Source organism: Roseivivax isoporae LMG 25204 (genome assembly GCF_000521865.1).
Lineage (GTDB): Bacteria > Pseudomonadota > Alphaproteobacteria > Rhodobacterales > Rhodobacteraceae > Roseivivax > Roseivivax isoporae.
The window spans coordinates 65,811-85,605 of sequence record NZ_JAME01000023.1; the positions used below are offsets into that span (position 1 = coordinate 65,811).

The following is a 19,795-nucleotide window of genomic DNA, read 5'->3' on the forward strand; positions in this document are numbered from 1 at the left end:
CGCTCAGGCCCCCTCGTCGTAGAGCGCGGCGTTGAGCCGGCGCACCGCCTCGGCCGTGCGCGGACCGAAGCCCAGCATGAGGAGCCCGTCGAGCCGGACCGATGCGCGGTCCGCCGCCGCGGGCGTGAGCCGGATCGCGGGCATCGCGAACAGCTCGTCGTCGGCCGCGCCGTGATCGCCGCCGCGGTCCATCATCAGGATGACGTCAGGCGCTGCGCGCCCAACCGCCTCGTCGGAGATCTGCTTGTACCCCTCGAATTCGGTCACGGCGTTGGTGGCTCCCGCCATGCGGATGAGCGCGTCCGCCGCGGTGCCGGTCCCGGACGCGGTGATGCGCCCGCCCTGCGTCGAGAGCACGAAGAGGACCCGCTTGCGCTGCGCGTCCGGGCGCGCGGCATCCGCCATCGCGTCAGCAAGGTCGGTTGCGACCGCGTCGGACAGGGCGGCGGCGCGGTCCGGCACGCCGAGCGCGGCGCCGACGATCTCGATCTTGCGCAGGATGCCGTCGGTCGTGACCGCGTCGGGCACGGTGACGAAGGCGACATCGGCCGCGCGGATCACGTCCAGCGCCTCGGGCGGGCCCGCGCCGTCCTCGGACAGGATCAGGTCCGGCCCGACCGACAGCACACCCTCGGGCGAGAGCGCGCGCATGTAGCCCACGTCGGGCAGGTCCGCGACCTCGGGCGGCCAGGTCGAGGTGCTGTCGCGCGCGCGGAGCCGGTGCCCCTGGCCGAGCGCCGCGACGATCTCGGTGACCGAACCGCCGATCGACAGGACGTCCGCCTCGGGGGCGGGCTCGGCGGACGCCGCCGTGCAGCCGGCCGCAAGGAGGGCGGAGAGGAGCCGGGCGATCATGCCGGCACCCCGGTCCGGGCGGGCAGGGCGTCCACGATGGCACGCCAGGCGGGGCGGGAGTCCCGGCCCTCCTTTCCCACGCCGAAGACCTGGAAGATCAGCCCGCCCTCGGCGTCGAAGGCCTCGACCGACACGGCCGGTCCGCGGCTCGTGGGTTTGTCGACGGCCCAGATCTCCGCCACCCTGTCGCGCCGGAGGTGCAGGTTGAAGCCCGGGTCCATCACGTTCTGCCAGGGGCCCATGGGTGCCAGGGTGCGGACGGGCCCGGTGTGGATCTGGATGCAGCCGCGGTTGCCGACGAAGATCATGACCTCGATGCCTGCGTCCCGCACCGCCTGCAGCATCGCGTCGGCGGCGTCCGGCGACAGCGCGCGCGCGAACGGTGCGCCGGCGATCCGGTAGGCGCCGAGGCGGTTCATCTTCAGCTTCGAGCAAAGCCGCAGGAACTGGTGGGTGTCGGTCAGCCGTGCCCATTCCTCGCGCAGGATGTCCACCTTGTCGGGCCGCGAGCGGGCGCCTTCGGCGGGCCGGCGCGCGGCGACGTCCTGGCCGACCGACTGGTCGGGCAGGGCGAGGCCCTCGACAAGGCTCGGCCACCGGTCGTGGCGGGAGCCAGCCCGGAGATGGATCTTGTGGACCGCGTCGCCCGCCGCGTCGAAGATCTGCAGCGCGCGGCGCGGCGGCTGGCCGTCTTCGGATGCGGGGCTTTCGACCGCGTAGGCGTGCACCCAATGCGCGGGGAAGATGCGCAGGTCGATGTCCTCGGCCAGCGTCATCGCGGCGTGCTCGCCCGGATGGTAGTCGCCGTAGACGCCGACCTTCTCGTGCACGCAGGCCTCGACACGGGTCAGCGCCATGACCTCGCCTAGCCGTTCCGCCGCGGGGATCAGGCGGTCGGGATGGGCGGCGATGCGCGTCGCGCCGGCGCCGATCCGGGCCGCGACGAGCCCTGCCTCCGAGATGCCGAGCGCGGCGGCCGCGTCGCGGGCGCGCAACTTCGGGTTCTGCGCCTCGAAGGCGCGGATGTCGTCTGGGGTGGGAGCGGGGCGCTCGGTCATGGGCATCCTCGGATTGGGAAAGGGTCCGATGGCTGCGCTCCGGCCGAGGCGTCGCGTGGCTGTCTCAATATACTTGACTGTTTTAGTCTGATTGCAGTAACGCTGCAACCCGTCACGATAAGCTCAGACACATTCATCACAAATTCGCCGCGCCAGTCTTCGCAAGCCACGGCCCCAGAGCACGAAGGATGGCGCTCATGCCCATGAAACTCCTGCGCGGGACAACCGCGCTCGTCTGCCTGTCCGTTGCCGCGCCGGTCGCGGCGCAGGACGACCCCGGCTTTCTCGGAACGCTGGTGCTGACCGCCGGCAAGCGCGACCTGAGCTTCGGCACGGCGCTCGCCCGCACCGTCGTCGACGAGGAGGAGATCCAGGACCGGCAGGCCAGCACGGTCGCACAGCTCATCGATTCGGTGCCCGGCGTCACGCTCGTGAACGGCACCACGCCGCAGGGCTCAGGCATCAACATCCGCGGCTTCGGCGCCAACACCACCTACGGGTCGGACCAGAAGATCGCGGTGCAGATCGACGGCGCCAGCGTCGGGTCGGAGGAGCTCTACCGCATCGGCACGCAGCTTTTCACCGATCCGATGCTCTACCGCGAGGTCGAGGTGCTGCGCGGGACCATCGGCAGCTTCGCCTACGGCTCGGGCATCGTCGGCGGCGTCGTCCGGCTCGAGACCAAGGACGCCTCGGACTTCACCGGCGGCACGCCGGGCGTCGGCGGCTCGCAGACTTTCGAGTACAGCTCGAACGGCGATGGCTGGGTCACCTCGACGAACCTCGCCTGGATGCCGGCCGACGGCGCCGAGTTCCTGCTGAACTACACCCTGCGCGACCAGGGCGACCTCGAGGACGGTGACGGCGAGACGATCGGCAACAGCGCCTTCCGCACGCCCTCGGGGCTCGCCAAGGCGCGTTTCACCTTCGGCGAGACCGGGGCGCATTCGCTGACCTTCAGCCATTCGCGCACGGTGGCCGACGACAAGGACGTGCCCTACGACCAGTTCGCGACGGATGGCGGCACCTTCGGCAACGTCGACCGGCTGACCGACACCGCGCAGACGGTGCTCGAATACCGCTACGACCCGGCGAGCGACCTCGTCGACCTGCGGGCGAACCTGTCCTACGCGGACCAGCGGATCGACTACGACTATGTCGAGGGTTCGTCGCCGCTCGAGGGCACGCCGACCTTTCCGTTCCTCGTCGGCACGGTGAACGCCGAGCAGCGCTACGAGACGACCAAGCTGACCCTGTCGAACCGCGCGCGCTTCACCGCCGGCGCCGTCTCGCACGACCTGCTGGCGGGGCTGGAGCTGCAGCGGCGCGACCGCGCCGACAACACCGAGGCGGGCGCACCGGGCGGGACCAACGACCGCGTCGCGCTGTTCGTCGTCGACGAGATGTCGATCGGGCAGGTGACCGTCACGCCGGCGCTGCGCTACGAACATTCCCGGATCGAGACCGCCGAGCCTCTTGTCGATCCCGCGACCGGCATCCGCTACGCCGACGATTACGAGGACGACGCGCTCATGGGCGGGCTCGCGCTCGCCTACGATTTCGGGAACGGCCTCTCGGTCTTCGGGTCGGCCGCCTATACCGAGGGACTGCCGATCATCGACGACCTCGGCACCTCGGCCACCGCGCGCCGCCGCATCGACCTGACGGAGAAGGCGCGCACGCTGGAACTCGGCGCCGAGTATTCCGGCACGGACCTCTTCGCCGCGGGCGACAGCCTGACCCTGCGCGGCACCCTCTACAAGACGACGCTCTGGGACATCACGAGCTACACCGTCGCGGGATCGACCGGCACCGATCTCGACCGGGTCGAGACGCATGGGCTGGAGCTCGAGGCCTCCTACGGCTTTGCGGGCGGCGTCTACCTCGACCTCGCGGGGCATGTGGGCGAGGGCACCGAATACAATCCCGGCGGCTCGGACGCGGTCTGGCGCAACAGCCCCGCCGACCGGGCCCAGCTGACGCTCGGGCGCAAGTGGGGCGACGCGGTCGACCTGAGCTGGGAGGTGGTGCACACCGCCGACAAGCGCGACGCGCTGGGCGACGACCTCCCCGAGAGCACGGTGCACAACCTGCGCGCCACGTGGCGGCCCGACCGGGGCTGGCTCGACGGGTCGGAGCTGCGCGTGGGCCTCGAGAACGCGTTCGACGCCGACTACGTGGGGCACCTGTCCTCGCCCTCGCGCAAGGCTCCGGGCCGGACGTTCAAGGTCTCGCTCACCCGGACGTTCTGAGACGGGGTCCCGGCGCGGCGGTCAGCCGGCGCCGGGACCCGGCACCGCCATCGCCACGAGGGGCAGGGGCCGATCGTGATCGTCCCGCTCCCGCCGGCCGGTCTCGACGAAGCCGCAGGCGACGTAGAAGGCCCGCGCGGACCGATTGGCTTCGTAGACCTCGACCGCGAGCCGCCCGCGCGTCGCGAGCGCGCGCGCGACCAGCGCGCGACCCGCCCCCCGCCGGTGGGCGCCCGGATCGACGAAGAGGCCGCCCACGAGATCGTCGAGGAGCGCGATGAAGCCGATCACCCGGCCCCCGTCCTCGGCCACGGTGATGTCGGCCGCCGGCATGTAGACATCGCGGATGAGCACCGCGTCGGCATCGAGCGTGGCGGCATCGAGAAACGGATGCCCCACCTCCGACGCGCGGCGCCAGATCGCAAGGCAGGTGTCCAGATCGCGCGCCGGATCATAGGCGCGCAGGCGCAGGCCGTCCTCTGCGTCGCCCCGTGGCAGGGCAGGCGGGTGCTGGGCCATGACCGATCCTCCGAAGAATGTCCGCGCGCGTGCCGATGCCTGCCGCGACCGCACAGGGGCCTCGCGCCAAGGCCGCGCAGGGGCACAGACAGAGTATCCCTGTGCGAGGGGGTGCGCCACACGGTCCGGACCGCGGGACGCCTGGCCGCGGCCCCCGCGCCACGGTCGGGTGCCCAAGGGCCTATCGCAGCTGCCTGCTTGCACCCGGCCCGGGCTGCGGCCATGAACGCCCCGACGTTGGACAGCGCCGGGAAGGGACGCGATGAAGGATTTGCAGGCGAGCGCGGCCGAGCTCTACGACGGCTCGTTCCGGCCGATGCTGGTGGGCGGGACGTGGCGCGGGGCGCAGTCCGGGCGCGAGATGCAGGCGATCAACCCGGCGGACGGAACGTGCCTTGCCACGGTGCCGCGGGGCGACGCCGCGGATGTCGATGCGGCGGTGCAGGCGGCACGGGCGGCGTTCGAGGGGCCTTGGGCACGGTTCACGCCGTACGAGCGGCAGGCCCTCCTCCTGCGCATCGCCGAGCGGTTCGAGGTGGAATGGGACACGCTCTGCCTGTCGGACACGCTCGACATGGGCATGCCGATCCAGCGCACGCTCGCCAACCAGCGGCGCGTCCTCGGGATGCTGCGGTTCTACGCGGGCCAGGCGGTCAGCATCCACGGCCAGACCATCCCCAACTCCTTCCCGGGCGACATCTACTCCTCGACCGTGCGCGAGCCGGTGGGCGTGGTGGGGGCCATCATCCCCTGGAACGCCCCCATCGCCGGGTCGGTCTGGAAGATCGTGCCGGCGCTCGCCACCGGCTGCACCATGGTCCTGAAGCCGTCCGAGGAGGCCTCGCTCACCGTGCTGATGATCGCCCGGATCATGCAGGAGGCAGGGCTTCCGGACGGCGTCCTGAACATCGTCACGGGCACCGGCGCCGAGGCCGGCGCGGCGCTGGCCGAGCATCCGGGCGTGGACAAGATCGTCTTCACCGGCTCGACGGCGACCGGCCAGGCGATCGCGCGGGCCGCGACCGGCACCCTCAAGCGCGTGTCGCTGGAACTGGGCGGCAAGTCTCCGGTGATCGTCTGCCGCGACGCGGACATCGACAAGGCCGTGCCGGTGGCGGCCATGGCGGTCTTCGCCAATTCCGGCCAGATCTGCATCGCGGGCTCGCGATTGTTCGTCGCGCGCGAGATCCACGGCGAGTTCGTGCGTCGCGTTGCCGACTACGCCGCCGCGCTGAAGATCGGGCCCGGCATCGCCGCCGACACCGATATCGGCCCCATCATCTCGGCCCGGCAGGCCGAGCGCATCGAGGGTTACCTGTCGGCCGGTCCGGCGGAGGGCGCCGAGGTCGTCACGGGCGGCGGCCGGGCCACGGGCGCGGGTCTCGAGGGCGGGCACTATTTCCAGCCCACGATCTTCGGCGGCGTCACCGACGACATGCGCGTCGCACGCGAGGAGATCTTCGGCCCCGTCATCTCGGCGATGCCCTTCGACACGCTGGACGAGGTTGTCGCCCGCGCGAACGCCACGCCCTATGGGCTGGCGGCGGGCGTCTTCTCGACGCATCTGGGGACCGCGCACAAGCTGGCGCACCGGCTGAAGGCCGGCTCGGTCTGGGTGAACATGTACCACGCCATCGACCCGGCGGTGCCCTTCGGCGGCATGAAGATGTCGGGCTACGGGCGCGAGGGCGGCTCGGAGCATGTCGAGGAATACCTCGACACCAAGGCGATCTGGATCAACGCGGACTGAGGCCGCGCGCGGCGCAAGCGAGGGGAAAGACAATGAATGTCGGATTGATCGGCGTGGGGCTCATGGGCCATGGCATCGCGCGGAACGTGCTGTCGCGGGGCGGGCACGCGCTGGGCTTCCTCGACCATCCGGGCAACCAGCCCACCGACGAGATCCTGTCGCTGGGGGGGCGGCCGGTGGCGTCCCCGGCCGGGATCGCCGAGGAAGCCGACGTCATCCTGCTCTGCGTGACGGGCGCCCCGCAGGTCGAGGCGGTCATGGAGGGGCTGCTGCCCGCCTTGCGGCCCGGAACGGTGGTCGTGGACTGCTCGACCTCGCTGCCCGAGACCACGCTGCGCATGGGCGCGCGGACGGCCGAGGCCGGCTGCGCCTTCCTCGATGCGCCGATGACCCGCACCGCGAGCCATGCCCATGCCGGCACGCTGAACCTGCTGGTCGGCGGCGAGGCCGCGACGCTCGAACGCGTGCGCCCGGTGCTCGACAGCTTCACCGAGACGGTGACGCATGTGGGTCCGCTCGGGCACGGGCACCGGCTGAAGCTCTTGCACAACTACGTCTCCGTCGGGTTCATGACGCTCCTGGCCGAGGCTGCCGCGCAATCCGCCGACGCGGGCATCGATCCCGCGGTGCTTGTGGACGTGCTGGCGCAAGGCGGCGGCGCCAGCGCGGCGCTCGACCGGCTCTCGCCGTTCATCCTGAAAGGCGACCGCAGCGGCCTGCCTTTCGCGGTCGCCAACGCGGCGAAGGACATCGACTACTACCGCGAGATGTCCGAGGCCGCGGGCGCGCAGAGGACGATCGCGGACGGCGTGTCGGCGGCGATCCGGGGCGTGGCCGGGGAGGCGGGGGCGCAGGCCTACGTTCCCGAGCTCGTCCGGCTCTTCCGCAAGGGCGGCGGCGTCTGAGCGGCGGTCCGGCCGGGGTTGCCACCCCAAAAGGCCGGGTGTAGCAACATCGGAAAATTCAGGGAGGAACACATGATGTTTCGTTTCAGCGGTTTCGTCGCAGCCGGTGCGATTGTTGCGGCGGCCACCCCGGCACTGGCCCAGACCGAGGTCAAGATCGGCTACGCGCTGGCACCCGACAGCCATTACGGCGTCGCGGCCAAGGCCTTCGAGGAGGCCGTCACCGAACAGACGGGCGACGCCTTCACGTTCCAGCACTTTCCCTCGTCCGGGCTCGGCGGCGAGCGCGAGGTGATCGAGGGCCTGCAGCTCGGCACGGTCGAGGCGACCATCGTGTCCTCGGGCACGCTGGCCAATTTCGTGCCGGACACGGGCGTGTTCGACATCCCGTTCCTGTTCCGCGATCTCGAGCATGCGCGCGCCGTGCTCGACGGCGAGATCGGCGAGGAGATCCTGGCCAAGTTCGCCGATGTGGGCCTGCACGGTCTCGCCTGGGGCGAGCAGGGCTTCCGCCACATCACCAACAACCGCAATGCCATCGAGACCCCCGCGGATGTCGAGGGCCTCAAGATCCGCACCATGGAGAACCCCGTCCACCAGGCCGCGTTCAACGCGATGGGCGCCGCGCCCACGCCGATGGCCTGGCCCGAGGTGATCTCGTCGCTGCAGCAGGGCGTGATCGACGGGCAGGAGAACCCGCTGTCGGTCATCGTGTCGGTCAAGCTCGACGAGGTTCAGGAATACCTGACGCTGTCCGGCCACGTCTACTCGCCCGCGATGCTGCTGGTGTCCAAGCCGTTCTGGGACGGCCTTTCGGACGAACAGAAGGAGGCGTTCGAGACCGCCGCGGACGAGGCCGTCGTCGCGATGCGCGGCTTCGTGGACGAGGTCGAGACCACCGGCGTCGAGACGCTCAAGGAGCGCGGCATGACGGTGAACGAGCTGTCGGCCGAGCAGAAGGCGCAGTTCCAGAACGAGATCTCGTCGGCCTACGAGGGCTATTACGAGACCTACGGCAAGGACCTGGTCGACTCGATCGTCAACTTCGAATGACCGCGTGCCGGCGCCCCGTCGGGGGCGCCGGTGCCGACAGGGGGCGTGCGTGAAGCGGCTCGAACGCATCTTTGTCCGCGCCAACGGTTGGGCGGTGATCCTGATCCTGGGCGCGATGCCCCTGATCGTGGGGGCCAACATCGGCTTGCGCTACCTCACGGGACATTCCCTGAGCTGGGCCGACGAGGCCGCGCGCTACCTCATGATCTGGATGACCTTCGTGGGGGCGGGCCTGGCCCTGCGCATGGGCGCCCACGTGGCGATCACCAACCTGCAGGACGCGCTCCCGGGACCGGGGCAGAAGCTCCTGCGCGGCGCGCTGGTCCTGGTCCTGCTCGTCTTCTTCGGGTTCATGGTCTCGGTCGGCATCGACTACGCGCAGCGCATGCAGTTCCAGCTGACGCCGGCGTTACGGGTGCCATTCCTCTACGTCTACGCGGCGATGCCCGTCGGCTTCGCGCTGCTGATCGTGCACCTGCTGCTGGTCGCGCCGCAATTCGTCCGGGCCGGCACCTACAAGGACGCCCGGGACGAGGACGGCGGGCTGCGCGAGGGCGCCAATGGCTGAGATCCTCTTTCCCGCGCTCTTCGTGCTGCTCGCGCTGGGTCTGCCGGTGGCCTTCGCCATGGCGATCTCGGTCTTCGTCGCGCTGAGCTTCGGCTCGAGCTATCCGAACCTCGTCGTGGTCAAGGAGATGTTCGTGGGCCTCGACAGCTTTCCGCTGCTCGCGGTGCCGTTCTTCATCCTCGCCGCCGAGATCATGACCGCGGGCGCGGTGACGCTGGCCATCCTGCGGCTCGCGCAGTCGCTCGTGGGACACCTGAAGGGGGGGCTCGGGCACGCGAACGTCGTGAGCTCCGCCATGTTCGCGGGAATCTCCGGCAGCGCGCTGGCCGATGCGGCGGGCCCCGGCGCCATGATGGTCCGAATGATGGAGAAAGGCGGCTACGACCGCGCCTATGCGGGCGCGCTGACGGTCTCGAGCGCCGTGGTGGGACCGATCATCCCGCCGTCGATCACCATGATCATCTACGCGATGCAGGACCAGGAGGTCTCGGTCGGCTCGCTGTTCATGGCCGGCGTGCTGCCGGGCATCCTCATCACGGTGATGGTGCTGCTCGCGAATGCGCGCGTCAGCCACCGGCGCGGCTACGCGTCCGGCGCGCCGATGCCTCCGCTGGCCGAGATCGGCCGCATCGCCGTCCACGCCATGCCGGCGCTCCTCCTGATCGTGCTCATCGTCGGCGGCATCCGCTTCGGGGTCTTCACGCCGACCGAGGCCTCGGTCATCGCGGTGTTCTACGCGCTCCTCGTGGGGATGTTCGTCTACCGCTCGTTCCGGCTGCGCGACCTGCCGGACACGATCCTGCGCGCGGCGATCATCTCGGGCGCGGTCCTGCTGATCCTCGGTGCCGCGCGGGCCTTCGCCTGGGTCCTGATCATCGAGGGCATCCCCCAGATGCTGGCCGAGACCATCATCGCCTGGGACCTGTCGCCGATCGTCTTCCTCCTCGCGGTGAACCTGCTGCTGCTTGCCTTCGGCCTTTTCATGGACCCGCTGCCGGGCGTGATGATCCTTGTGCCGATCCTCGCGCCGATCAGCTTCGCGCTCGGGATCGACCCCGACCACTTCGCCATCATCGTCATCGTGAACCTGACGCTGGGCCTGACGACCCCTCCGGTCGGCAGCCTGATCTTCGTCGTCTCGTCGGCGGTGTCGCTGAAGCCCTCGAGCCTGATCCGCGAGATGCCGCCCTTCTTCCTCGCGCTTGCGATCGCGCTCCTGCTCATCACGTTCGTCCCCGCCCTGTCCACCTGGCTGCCCCGCGTCAGCGGGTTCTGAGCGGGCCAAGACTGCCGGCGCCCGGACACGCCGCCGACACCCGACATGTCGACGCGGCATGTGTCGGAGAAGGGTGGCCCCGCTGGATGCGATCTCTGAAGGTCTGGCTGCCTGCCGTCGCCCCGCCGCAGTTGTCAGCCCTTGGCCATCCGTCCCGGGCCTAGTGCCCGAGAACCTGGCTGAGGAACTGACGCGTCCTCGCATTCCGGGCGGCCGAGAAGAAGGTCTCGGGGTCGCTTTCCTCGACGATCGCGCCGGCATCCATGAAGATCACGCGATCGGCGACCTTGCGGGCAAAACCCATCTCGTGCGTGACGCAGAGCATGGTCATGCCGTCTCTCGCCAGTTCGACCATGGTGTCGAGCACTTCCTTGATCATCTCGGGATCGAGCGCCGAGGTCGGCTCGTCGAAGAGCATGATCCGCGGTTTCATGCAGAGGGCGCGGGCGATCGCGACACGCTGCTGCTGTCCGCCGGAAAGCTGTCCGGGATACTTGTTCGCCTGATCGGGAATCCTGACCTTGTTCAGGAAGTGCATCGCTTCCGCCTCGGCGTCCCGTTTCGATTGCCTGCGCGTCCAGCGTGGCGCCAGAGTGCAGTTCTCGAGGACGGTCAGATGCGGGAACAGGTTGAATTGCTGGAAGCACATTCCGACTTCGGTCCGGATGCGCCCGACATCCTTCAGATCGTCGGTCAGCCGGGTGCCAACGACGTCGATCGTGCCGCCTTGATGCGTTTCGAGCGCGTTGATGCACCGCACCAGCGTCGACTTGCCCGACCCCGACGGTCCGCAAATCACGATCCGCTCGCCCTTGCGCACCGTAAGGTCGATGTCGCGAAGGGCGTGGTAGGCGCCGTACCACTTGTTCAGGCCCGATATCCGGATCACGGCGTCGTCCTGCGCGGCGGGCGCGGTCCGGCCGCGCGCTTGGGCAGACCTATCGTTCATCGTCTCACGCGGCCTTTCCATCGTTGCGGAAGCGCTCCTCGAGGTAGGATACGAGCCGGACCGCCGGCAGCAGCACGATCAGGTACATGATGGCCGCCGCGATCAGCGGCGAGGGGTTCGCCGTAAGTGCCTGCGCGTCCGTCGCCTGCTTGAGCAGGTCGGGCATCGCCACGACCGAGGCGAGCGAGGTGTCCTTGGCGATGGCGACCGCGTTGGACGTGTGCGGCGGAATAGCGATCCGGAAGGCCTGCGGGAGGACAATCCTCCAGATGGTAACCGGGAAGGAGAGGCCAAGCGCGGCCGCCGCCTCGGTCTGCCCGCGCGGTATCGCCTGGATGCCGGCGCGGAACACTTCGGCCGTGAAGGACGAGAACACCAGACCGAGCGCCAGCGTGGCCGCCATGAAGGCGTTCAGGCGGATGCCCACGAAGGGCAACGCGTAATAGATGATGACCAGCAGGACGAGGATCGGGATGGCGCGGAACAGGTCGATGTAGGCGATCGCCAGTCCGCGGAAGACCTTCGGCGCATAGAGTCGCACGAGGCAGATCAACACGCCCGCCACACCGCCGCCGACGATCGTCGCGGACGCGAGCGCGACCGTGTTGCCGATGCCCTTCAGAAGCATCGGGTAGACGCGAAGGATGACCTCGACGTTGAGGAAGGTGCTGACGAAATCCATGGATATCGGGGGTCCCTGGTCGGTCGCCGGAGCCGGCCCGCGCCGGCTCCGGCGCGGTGTCAGTTGGCCGTCGGCACGGCAAGGACGGTCACGGTCGAGGTGTCCGCCGCGGGGGCGACACCCAGCCATTTCTCGTGGATCCGTGCGAGCGTGCCATCTTCCTTGATCCCGGAGATGGCGGAGTTCACGCGCTCCAGATGCTCGGACCCCTTGGGCAGCATGATGCCGAACCGGTCGCCGGTCGGGATCGTCTCGAGGATCTCGAGGTCCGGCATCTGCCGGAAGGCGTACTGATATCCCGCGAGGTCGCCGACCGCCCCGTCGAGCCGCCCGGCCTGCACGTCGAGCAGCAGGTTCTGCTGTGTCGTGTAGCCGCGCACGGTGTCGAAGCCCATCGCTTCGGCATTCGCGTTCACCCAGGCCTCGGCCACGGACGACGACAGCACGCCGACGGTCTTGCCGGCCATGTCATCAAGACCCGACACGTCGCCCCCGCGGCTGGAGATCAGCGCGAGATCGCTGTCGTAGTAGCCCTGGGTGAAATCCTGGCTCTGCAGCCGTTCATCCGTGATGGTGATGGTCGAGATGGCCATGTCGATCCGGCCCGACGCCGTGGCGGCGAACAGCGCCTGGAAGCCGAGATCCTGGAATTCGATTTCGGCGCCGATCCGTTTGCCGATCTCGTGCACGACATCGACCTCGAAACCTTCGAACGCGCTCTGTTCGTTCTTGTATTCCCACGGCGGATTGGCCGGGTAGGCTCCCACGGTCAGCGTCTCGGCTGCCGCGACGTGGCCCATCATGGCGGTCAGGGCCAGCCCCAGGGCGACTTTCATGGTCATTGCAGTTCCTCCCTCTTGGTTCTTTTTTCGACGTCGTCGACTCCGTCCAGGCCCACGACCGAGCGGTAGACGGACATCGTGATCTGCACGTGCTCGCCGAGAAGCGCACGCGCCACGTCCCGGTCGCGGTCGAGCGCGGCCTGCATGAGCTTCGTGTGATGCTCGTGCGCAAGGGCGAGACGCAGCAGATCCAGTGTCTCTTCCGAGTGCCGGCCATGACGGTCGGGGTTGATCGACCCCGGATGAAACAGGAGCGCCTGGTGGTGGCGCTGCAGCTGTTCCAGCGTCACGGCGTGGAAGGACTTCAACCACGACGACCGCCCGCCGGCGACGAGTTTCTCGTGGAATCCGTCATGCGCCACGATCCACCGTTCGCGATCGTCGACGGCATCGCGCCCGATGGGGTGCGGCGTGTGCATGAGCCGGTGATGCGCGGCGACGAGATCGGCCTCCCACTCCATTCCGGCGTGGGCGATCGCGTCGTCGAGCAACCGCTGTTCAAGGGAGAGGCGCGCGTCCTCAAGGTCGTTCAGTTCCTCGAACGACACCGGGGCCACGCGCCAGCCGCAATTCGGGCTGGCGACGACAAGGCGCTTCTCCTCGAGCCGCGACAGGGCCTCTCGCAGAGGCGTCGCGCTGATGCCGTGCGCCTTTGACAGCGCGGCCACGCGAAGCGGCGCACCCGGCGCGTGCGTGCCATTCAGGATGGCCCGCTTCAGCACCTCGTACGCGTTCTCTGTCTTGCCGGACGACTTCATGCAAACTTGCATATCATATACAATTCGGCCTATCTACGGTGAAAATGCGTTTGATCGGATATCCATGACACAGCATTCCACTGTCGGCGCTGGCTCGAGCTCCGCGCCGCTTTACCGCCGGGACCGCTTCCTGCTGTCCGACGAGGTCGTCTACCTGGACGGCAATTCACTCGGGCCGCTGCCGGCTTCGGTGCCTGAACGGATGGCCGCCGCGGTGCGCGAGGAATGGGGCGGCTCGCTGGTCAAGGGCTGGAACGAGGCCGGGTGGTTCGATCTGCCCTGGCGCATCGCCGCACAGATCGCGCCGCTGGTCGGGGCCGAGCCGGGGTCGATCGCCGTGGGGGATTCGACCTCGGTGAACCTGTTCAAGGTGCTGGGCGCGGCGCTTGGTCTCGTGGGCCCGCGCCGGCGGATCCTGTCGGACGCCGGAAATTTCCCAACCGACCTCTACATCGCCGACGGCCTGACGAAACTGGTCGGGGACGGCTACCACGTGACGCCGCTGCCTTCCGAGGACGTCGAAGCGGCGATAGGCGACGACGTGGCCATCGTCATGCTGACCGAGGTCGACTATCGCACCGGGCGTCGCCGCGACATGAAGGCCGTGACCGAGGCCGCGCACGCCGCGGGTGCGATTGTCATTTGGGATCTCGCGCATTCGGCCGGCGCCTTCCCCGTCCGGCTCTCCGAATGTCGCGCCGACTTCGCGGTGGGCTGTGGGTACAAGTTCCTGAACGGCGGGCCGGGTGCGCCGGCGTTCCTGTATGTCGCCCCGCGTCATGCCGGTGCCGTGGCACCGGTGATCGCGGGCTGGATGGGGCATGACGCTCCCTTCGCCTTCGAGAGCGCGTACCGGCCGGGGCAGGGACTCCGCAAGATGCAGGCCGGCACGCCGCCGATCCTGTCCATGACGGCCCTGCACGAGGCCCTGACGCTGTTCGACGATGTGGACCTTTCGGCGCTCGAAGCGGAATCGCGGCGGCTTGGTGACCTGTTCATCGCCGAGGTCGAGCGACGCTGCCCCGATCTCGAGCTGGCGGCGCCCCGCGACGCGGTCGCGCGCGGCAGCCAGGTGTCGTTCCGTCATCCGGACGGCTACGCGATCATGCAGGCGCTGATCGAACGCAACGTGATCGGCGATTTCCGCGCGCCGGACATTCTGCGCTTCGGCATCACGCCGCTCTACACCGGCGAGGACGACATCCGGCGGGCGTCGGAGACGATCGAGGGGATCCTGCGGAACCGGCTGTGGGACGCCGATGCGTACCGCGTGCGCGCCGCTGTCACGTGATCATGACGAGAGGACCAGAGGTATGACCGATAGACGCGTGGCAGTGGTCACCGGCGCCGCGGGCGGCATGGGGCGCGCCATCACGAGCGCCCTCTTGGGCGATGGGTTCCGCTGTTACGGCATGGATATCGATTCCGACGCCCTGCAGCGCATGGAGGCGGACCTCGGGGCTGGCTTCGCGTGCCTCGCCGTCGACCTGACCGATCCCGACCAGATCGCTTCCGGGTTTGAACGCGTCGCGGCGGAGGCGGGCGGTCTCGACGTCCTGGTCAACAATGCCGGCACCTGCCTGATGTCCGAGTTTCCCGACATTCCCGCGGCCGAGCTCGATCGCCAGATGAGCCTCAACTTCTCGTCCGCCTTCCATTGCAGTCAGGCCGCGGTCAAACTGATGCGTGGTCGCGCGGGCGTGCGCAAGATCGTGAACATCTCGTCGAACGGAGCCTACAATTTCGACGTCTTCGATCCGCCCCATTACCGCGCCAGCAAGGCTGCGCTCGACACGCTGACCAAGGATCTGGCGCGGCGCTTCGCACGTGACCGGATCGCCGTGAATTCCGTTGCCCCCGCGATGACCGAGACGCCGCTGTTCAAGGTGGTGAGCGAGGAGGTGCTGGCGGCTGCGATCGCGCAGATGCCGCACGGCCGCGCCATGCAACCGTCCGAGGTCGCCGAGTGGGTCCGGTTCCTGGCGTCTCCCGCCGGAGACATCTCCAGCGGGAACGTGATCATCCTGAACCAGGGCCGCGATGTCCGTTAGGAATAGACCTCCGGCGCCTTGCGAAGCGTGGGCCACTGTTCCGGCGCGTGGCCGTAGATGACAAAGGCGTCCCGCGCTTCGGCCCTGCGCATGAGCCGGCCGGCATTCGCGGCCGCCTGCTCCGCGTCCCAGGAGCCCGCGAAACCCTCGTCGATTTCCGATGGACGCGAGATCGCGTCTCCGGTGATCAACACGGTCCCGGTCTCGGGCAGGTCGACCTCGATCGCGAGCTGCCCGGGCGCGTGGCCCGGCACGTGCAGGACACGCAGGCCGGGGCCGATCTCGGTGTCCTCGTCGATCAGCCGGTATTCGCGGTCGGGCCAATCGATGGGCCGGACCGCGCCCCAGTACAGCGGCCGGTCGAGCGCGCGTTCGGCCCGGGACATGAGGATCGGGGTACCGGGGAAATCCGCTATGCCGCCCACGTGGTCGATGTGGGTGTGGGTCATGATCAACAGGTCGATGTCGGCCGCAGCGACCCCCGATAGGGCCAGTTGCGCGTCCGGCAGGTTGCGTTCGCCCAGCTCGAGCACTTCTCCGAATTCGCCAAGCCGATCCTCGGCCGAGGAGGTCGTGATGTCGTAGGCGTACTTCCGAGGAAATCCGGTATCGATCAGGATCGTCTCGTCGGCCGTCGTGCGGATGAGAAACCCGCAGATTCCGATGATGCGCCCGTTGGAGTGGACCTTGAAAAGGCCATAGTCCAGAACGCTCAGCGTGCGCGGTGCTGATTTTACGTAAGATACTGATTTCATTTCGTAAACTCCCTTCCATCCCATGAATGCAGGTCAGGTATGAAAGTCAAGATCCATACGCTTTTTCAGTATCTCCTCGAAACGACGGAGGCTGAGCCCGAGGCAATCGTCGGCTTCTCTCTTTCGCAATCGCCAAGGCTGGGCGAATTCGTCGAAGCGCTGGATATGGACCTGCCTCTGGACTGGAACGGGAAGTCCTTCCGCGGCCTGCCGCGGCTGCGCGAGCACGTCCTGCGGGAGGCCGGCCTCGACGGCATCTGCCAGCCCGACGACGTGCTAATCACCGCCGGCGCCGCCGAGGCCAACTACCTGGCGATCATGCAGCTGCTTGAACCGGCGGACGAGATCGTCGTCGAAACGCCGGGCTGGCCTCAGGCCGATGTCCTGGCCAAGGCCGTGGGCGCACGGATCCGGCACGTGGTGCGCCGGGACGAGGACAGCTGGCGCTTTCCGATGGAGCAGCTGGCCGACGCCGTGAACGACCGCACGAAGATCATCTTCGTGACCAATCCGAACAACCCGACGGGGCAGCGGTTCTCGCGCGACGAGCTGTGCACGCTCGTCGATCATGCGCGGCGCGTGGGAGCCTGGCTGATCGTTGACGAGGTCTACGCCGGGCTGGAATGGGAGGGCGACCGCTCGCCTTCGATCGCGGGTCTCTACGAACGCGGCATCACGACCGGCAGCGTGTCAAAAGCGCTTGGTCTGCAGGGGCTGCGGACCGGCTGGCTGATCTGCCGCGACCCCGGGCTCGTGATGGACGCCGTGATCCTGCGCGAGAATTCCAGCGAGATCATGAACGTCATGGGGGAGGTCATCGCCGAGGTGGCGATGCGCGCCGACCGCTACCGCGTGGCCATGGACAAGGCGCGCGACGACGGGCTGGCGAACCTCTCCCGGCTCGATGCCTTCGTCGAGGATGAGCCGCGGCTGTCCTGGGTCAGGCCGCGCGCGGGATTGATCGGCCTCGCGCGGCTGGACGCGAAGCTCGATGGCGATGCCTTCGCCCGTCGGCTTCTCGCCGATCCCTACCGGACGTTTCTCCTGCCCGGCAGCGCGTACGGCCAGCCCGCGCATATCCGCGTCGGCGTTGGCGGCGGAGCCGAGGTGAACCTCGATCTCGGCCTGTCGCGCGTCAGCGAGCTCTTGAAAACCCTCGAGTGAGTTGGGCGCCGTGCGCCCGCGGCCGGAGGGCCTGGCGCCGCGCACATCCTGCCCGACGTCCTCGCGACCTGCGGGCGACCAGTCCTCACGGCATCCGGCTGCCGGAAATTCCGCTCGGCGCCTACAGCCAGTCGAGCGGTATCGGTCCCGGTCCCGGGGGAGCACGTCTCTCGTCAGTGCCCCGCTACGGGCCGGAGCGTTCGGGCCTCAGCGCCGGGATCAGGGCTGGAATTCGATCGTTGCGACGACGCCCTGCGCGCCGTTCCGCAGGTCCATCTCGCAATCGAGCTCCATGCACACCACTTCGGCGATCTTCATCCCGAGTCCGCTTCTCGTGGCGGCCTCGTCGGGGGGCAACCCGATGCCGTCATCGGAGCAGGTGAGCCTGATCGCGCCGTCCCGGGTGCGCTTCAGCGCGATTTTTACGTGTCCGCCCTGCCTGCCGTGGAAGGCGTGCTTGAACGAGTTGGCGATGAACTCGTTCACGAACGTACCCACCGCGGCGGCCTGCGACGCGTTCAGGATGATCTCGTCGGAGTCGGCAGAGAGTCCCACGCCTTCCGGAGCGAGCCCTTCGAGATTGCGGCATACCCTTCCGAGGAAGTCCGACATCTCCACGTTCATGTGCTCGTCAGTCGAGTACAGTTGCTCGTGAAGCTGCGTCAGGGCGTCAACGCGGGAGGACACCATCGACAGGGCCAGCTTGGCCTCGGTCGAGGAGAATGCCCTGCGCTGCAGACGGACGAACGAGGCCAGGGATTGCAGCGAGTTTTTCACCCGGTGGTCGACTTCCTTCCGGAGGACGTCCGCGGCACGGGCGGATTTCCGGTTCTCCAGCAACGTCATGACCTGGCGTGCCAGGACCCGGAGCGTGTCCCGCTGAAGCGGCGTGAGCTCTCGCGGCGCGTAGTCGAGGACGCAGAGCGTTCCGAGCGGCAACCCCTCGGACGTCTTCAGCAGGGCGCCGGCGTAGAAGCGCAGGCCGGGATCGCCACAGCACAGCGGGTTGTCCTCCATGCGGGGGTCCTTCAGCGTGTCCCGGATCTCGGTGAATTCCTCCTCGAGGATCACATGCGCGCACAGCGAGGTGGCAAGCGGTGTCTCCCGGACACCCAGCCCGGTCTCCGCCTTGAACCATTGCCGTTCGGCGTCGATGAAGTTGACAACCGAGATCGAGGTTCCGCAGATGGCCGCGGCCAGTTTGACGATCTCGTCGAAGTCTTGATCCGGGTCTGTGTCGAGTACCTCGTAGGAATAAAGTGCCGACAGGCGCTGGTCTTGCAAGGGATGTTGGACGGCCTCCATCGGCGCTCCGGAAGATGTCTGTTTTCGATCAGGGCAGTCCCCGCCAAGGCTGCAGGGCATGTGACGCACGCGGACGGATCATCGCACAGGATGCGCCGCATCCACAATGACCCTGGAGGCATCCCGCGCCCCTCACGACGGGGCGTGCCGTGCGGGAAGTTACCCCGCCGGGCGGCGACGCCCCACGAACATCACGCAGGGGAGGCCGCCTGCCGCCGTGATGTCATGCCAGCGCATCGGTGCCATAGTCTGAGGCCCTAGGTTTCACGCCACCGCGTGCGCCGCCTCGGGCTCCGTCCATCACGTGCTCCTGGCGTGCTCGGCCACAGCGCGACCGGCTGCAACGCCCGAGGCCCAGGCCCACTGGAAGTTGTAGCCGCCAAGCCATCCGGTCACGTCGACCGCCTCGCCGATGGCGTAAAGTCCCCGCACGTTCCGCGCCTCCATGGTCTTGGACGAGAGCGCTGCGGTCGAGATGCCGCCCGCCGTGACCTCGGCCTTGGCGTAGCCCTCGGTGCCCGTCGGCCGGAACGTGAGCGCGGTGAGCTGTTCGGCCGCGTCGCTCAGCTCGACATCCGAACAATTGCCGAGCTCCCGACCGAGGCCGATGCGGGTCGAAATCGCCTCGGCCAGCCGGAGGGGCAGGTGGCGGGAGAGCACTGCCTTCAGATGGGCGCGGGGCATCTCCTGCCGCGCCGCGCGCAGGACGGCTCTGGCGTCCGGCAACACGCAGAGCGACACCGGGTCTCCGGGCGACCAGTAGGAGGACACCTGCAGGATCGCGGGCCCCGACAGACCCCTGTGCGTGAAGAGCGCGGCCTCCGGGAACGCCACGTCGCGCACGCGCGCGACGGCCGGAAAGGCCACGCCGGGGATCGCCTTGAAGAGCGCGTCGTCCTCCCCGAGCGTGAAGGGGACGAGCGCCGGGCGGGGCGTCACGACCTCGAGGCCGAAGCGGCGGGCGATGTCGTAGGCGACGCCGGTCGCCCCCATCTTGGGGATGGATGGACCGCCCGTCGCGATCACCAGCTGGCGCGCCGCGGCGCCTGCCAC

At 68.7% G+C, this 19,795-nt stretch carries 19 protein-coding genes; 9 read left to right on the forward strand and 10 right to left on the reverse strand.

Features of this window, described 5'->3' with window-relative positions:
- Window positions 1–3: 3 nt before the first annotated feature.
- Window positions 4–855, reverse strand: coding sequence for a heme/hemin ABC transporter substrate-binding protein (locus tag RISW2_RS14955; RefSeq protein WP_043772734.1), 852 nt, complete (start codon window positions 853–855; stop codon window positions 4–6).
- Entirely contained in the window at window positions 852–1,913 is a 1,062-nt protein-coding gene (locus RISW2_RS14960; protein ID WP_043772736.1) for a hemin-degrading factor, read from the reverse strand. Before RISW2_RS14960 ends, RISW2_RS14955 begins: the two co-directional genes overlap by 4 nt.
- A 197-nt stretch (window positions 1,914–2,110) precedes the next feature.
- Between RISW2_RS14960 and RISW2_RS14965 the strand changes: the two genes are divergently transcribed.
- A complete protein-coding gene (locus RISW2_RS14965; protein WP_043772738.1) occupies window positions 2,111–4,165 on the forward strand; it encodes a TonB-dependent receptor domain-containing protein in 2,055 nt (684 codons plus the stop codon).
- Between the two features lie 21 nt (window positions 4,166–4,186).
- On the opposite strand, the gene RISW2_RS14970 is transcribed toward RISW2_RS14965, so the two are convergent.
- Complete coding sequence (locus RISW2_RS14970; protein ID WP_051492061.1) at window positions 4,187–4,684, reverse strand: GNAT family N-acetyltransferase; 498 nt, start codon at window positions 4,682–4,684, stop codon at window positions 4,187–4,189.
- Window positions 4,685–4,946: 262 nt separating this feature from the next.
- On the opposite strand from RISW2_RS14970, the gene RISW2_RS14975 reads away from it, so the two are divergent.
- The 5 genes from RISW2_RS14975 (at window position 4,947) to RISW2_RS14995 (ending at window position 10,236) form a co-directional block, all read left to right on the forward strand.
- On the forward strand, window positions 4,947–6,434 hold the full coding sequence (locus RISW2_RS14975) for an aldehyde dehydrogenase family protein (RefSeq protein ID WP_043772740.1): 1,488 nt from the start codon (window positions 4,947–4,949) through the stop codon (window positions 6,432–6,434).
- A 32-nt stretch (window positions 6,435–6,466) separates the two neighbouring features.
- Window positions 6,467–7,339: an NAD(P)-dependent oxidoreductase gene (locus RISW2_RS14980; RefSeq protein WP_043772742.1), complete on the forward strand. Its 873-nt coding sequence runs from the start codon at window positions 6,467–6,469 to the stop codon at window positions 7,337–7,339.
- 72 nt (window positions 7,340–7,411) lie between these two features.
- A complete protein-coding gene (locus tag RISW2_RS14985; protein ID WP_043772745.1) occupies window positions 7,412–8,392 on the forward strand; it encodes a TRAP transporter substrate-binding protein in 981 nt (326 codons plus the stop codon).
- 49 nt (window positions 8,393–8,441) lie between these two features.
- Window positions 8,442–8,960 (forward strand): TRAP transporter small permease, encoded by a 519-nt coding sequence (locus RISW2_RS14990; RefSeq protein ID WP_043772748.1) that lies wholly within the window; start codon window positions 8,442–8,444, stop codon window positions 8,958–8,960.
- Window positions 8,953–10,236, forward strand: a complete 1,284-nt coding sequence (locus RISW2_RS14995; RefSeq protein WP_043772750.1) for a TRAP transporter large permease — start codon at window positions 8,953–8,955, stop codon at window positions 10,234–10,236. The genes RISW2_RS14990 and RISW2_RS14995 overlap by 8 nt, the downstream gene beginning before the upstream one ends.
- A 160-nt stretch (window positions 10,237–10,396) precedes the next feature.
- On the opposite strand, the gene RISW2_RS15000 is transcribed toward RISW2_RS14995, so the two are convergent.
- The 4 genes from RISW2_RS15000 to RISW2_RS15015 are packed head-to-tail and all read right to left on the reverse strand — an operon-like array spanning window position 10,397 to window position 13,467.
- Window positions 10,397–11,185: an amino acid ABC transporter ATP-binding protein gene (locus RISW2_RS15000; RefSeq protein ID WP_043772752.1), complete on the reverse strand. Its 789-nt coding sequence runs from the start codon at window positions 11,183–11,185 to the stop codon at window positions 10,397–10,399.
- Between the two features lie 4 nt (window positions 11,186–11,189).
- Complete coding sequence (locus tag RISW2_RS15005; protein WP_043772754.1) at window positions 11,190–11,867, reverse strand: amino acid ABC transporter permease; 678 nt, start codon at window positions 11,865–11,867, stop codon at window positions 11,190–11,192.
- Between the two features lie 59 nt (window positions 11,868–11,926).
- Window positions 11,927–12,709, reverse strand: a complete 783-nt coding sequence (locus RISW2_RS15010; RefSeq protein ID WP_043772756.1) for an ABC transporter substrate-binding protein — start codon at window positions 12,707–12,709, stop codon at window positions 11,927–11,929.
- Complete coding sequence (locus RISW2_RS15015; RefSeq protein ID WP_211238709.1) at window positions 12,706–13,467, reverse strand: GntR family transcriptional regulator; 762 nt, start codon at window positions 13,465–13,467, stop codon at window positions 12,706–12,708. Before RISW2_RS15015 ends, RISW2_RS15010 begins: the two co-directional genes overlap by 4 nt.
- A 64-nt stretch (window positions 13,468–13,531) precedes the next feature.
- On the opposite strand from RISW2_RS15015, the gene kynU reads away from it, so the two are divergent.
- Complete coding sequence (gene kynU, locus RISW2_RS15020; RefSeq protein ID WP_051492063.1) at window positions 13,532–14,758, forward strand: kynureninase; 1,227 nt, start codon at window positions 13,532–13,534, stop codon at window positions 14,756–14,758.
- A 22-nt stretch (window positions 14,759–14,780) separates the two neighbouring features.
- Entirely contained in the window at window positions 14,781–15,518 is a 738-nt protein-coding gene (locus RISW2_RS15025) for an SDR family NAD(P)-dependent oxidoreductase (RefSeq protein WP_051492064.1), read from the forward strand.
- Here RISW2_RS15025 and RISW2_RS15030 read toward each other — a convergent pair.
- The gene (locus RISW2_RS15030) at window positions 15,515–16,273 is read right to left on the reverse strand and encodes an N-acyl homoserine lactonase family protein (protein WP_043772758.1); all 759 of its coding nucleotides are present in this window, start codon (window positions 16,271–16,273) and stop codon (window positions 15,515–15,517) included. The two genes, RISW2_RS15025 and RISW2_RS15030, sit on opposite strands and share 4 nt — an antisense overlap.
- 39 nt (window positions 16,274–16,312) lie before the next feature.
- On the opposite strand from RISW2_RS15030, the gene RISW2_RS15035 reads away from it, so the two are divergent.
- Window positions 16,313–17,437, forward strand: a complete 1,125-nt coding sequence (locus RISW2_RS15035; protein ID WP_043772759.1) for an aminotransferase class I/II-fold pyridoxal phosphate-dependent enzyme — start codon at window positions 16,313–16,315, stop codon at window positions 17,435–17,437.
- Window positions 17,438–17,656: 219 nt separating this feature from the next.
- On the opposite strand, the gene RISW2_RS15040 is transcribed toward RISW2_RS15035, so the two are convergent.
- Window positions 17,657–18,742 carry a histidine kinase dimerization/phosphoacceptor domain -containing protein gene (locus RISW2_RS15040; RefSeq protein ID WP_043772761.1) on the reverse strand — a complete coding sequence of 362 codons (1,086 nt, stop codon included), beginning with the start codon at window positions 18,740–18,742 and terminating at the stop codon, window positions 17,657–17,659.
- A 300-nt stretch (window positions 18,743–19,042) separates the two neighbouring features.
- The coding region (locus RISW2_RS15045) for an aminoacetone oxidase family FAD-binding enzyme (RefSeq protein ID WP_043772763.1) at window positions 19,043–19,795 on the reverse strand (753 nt) is incomplete at its 5' end.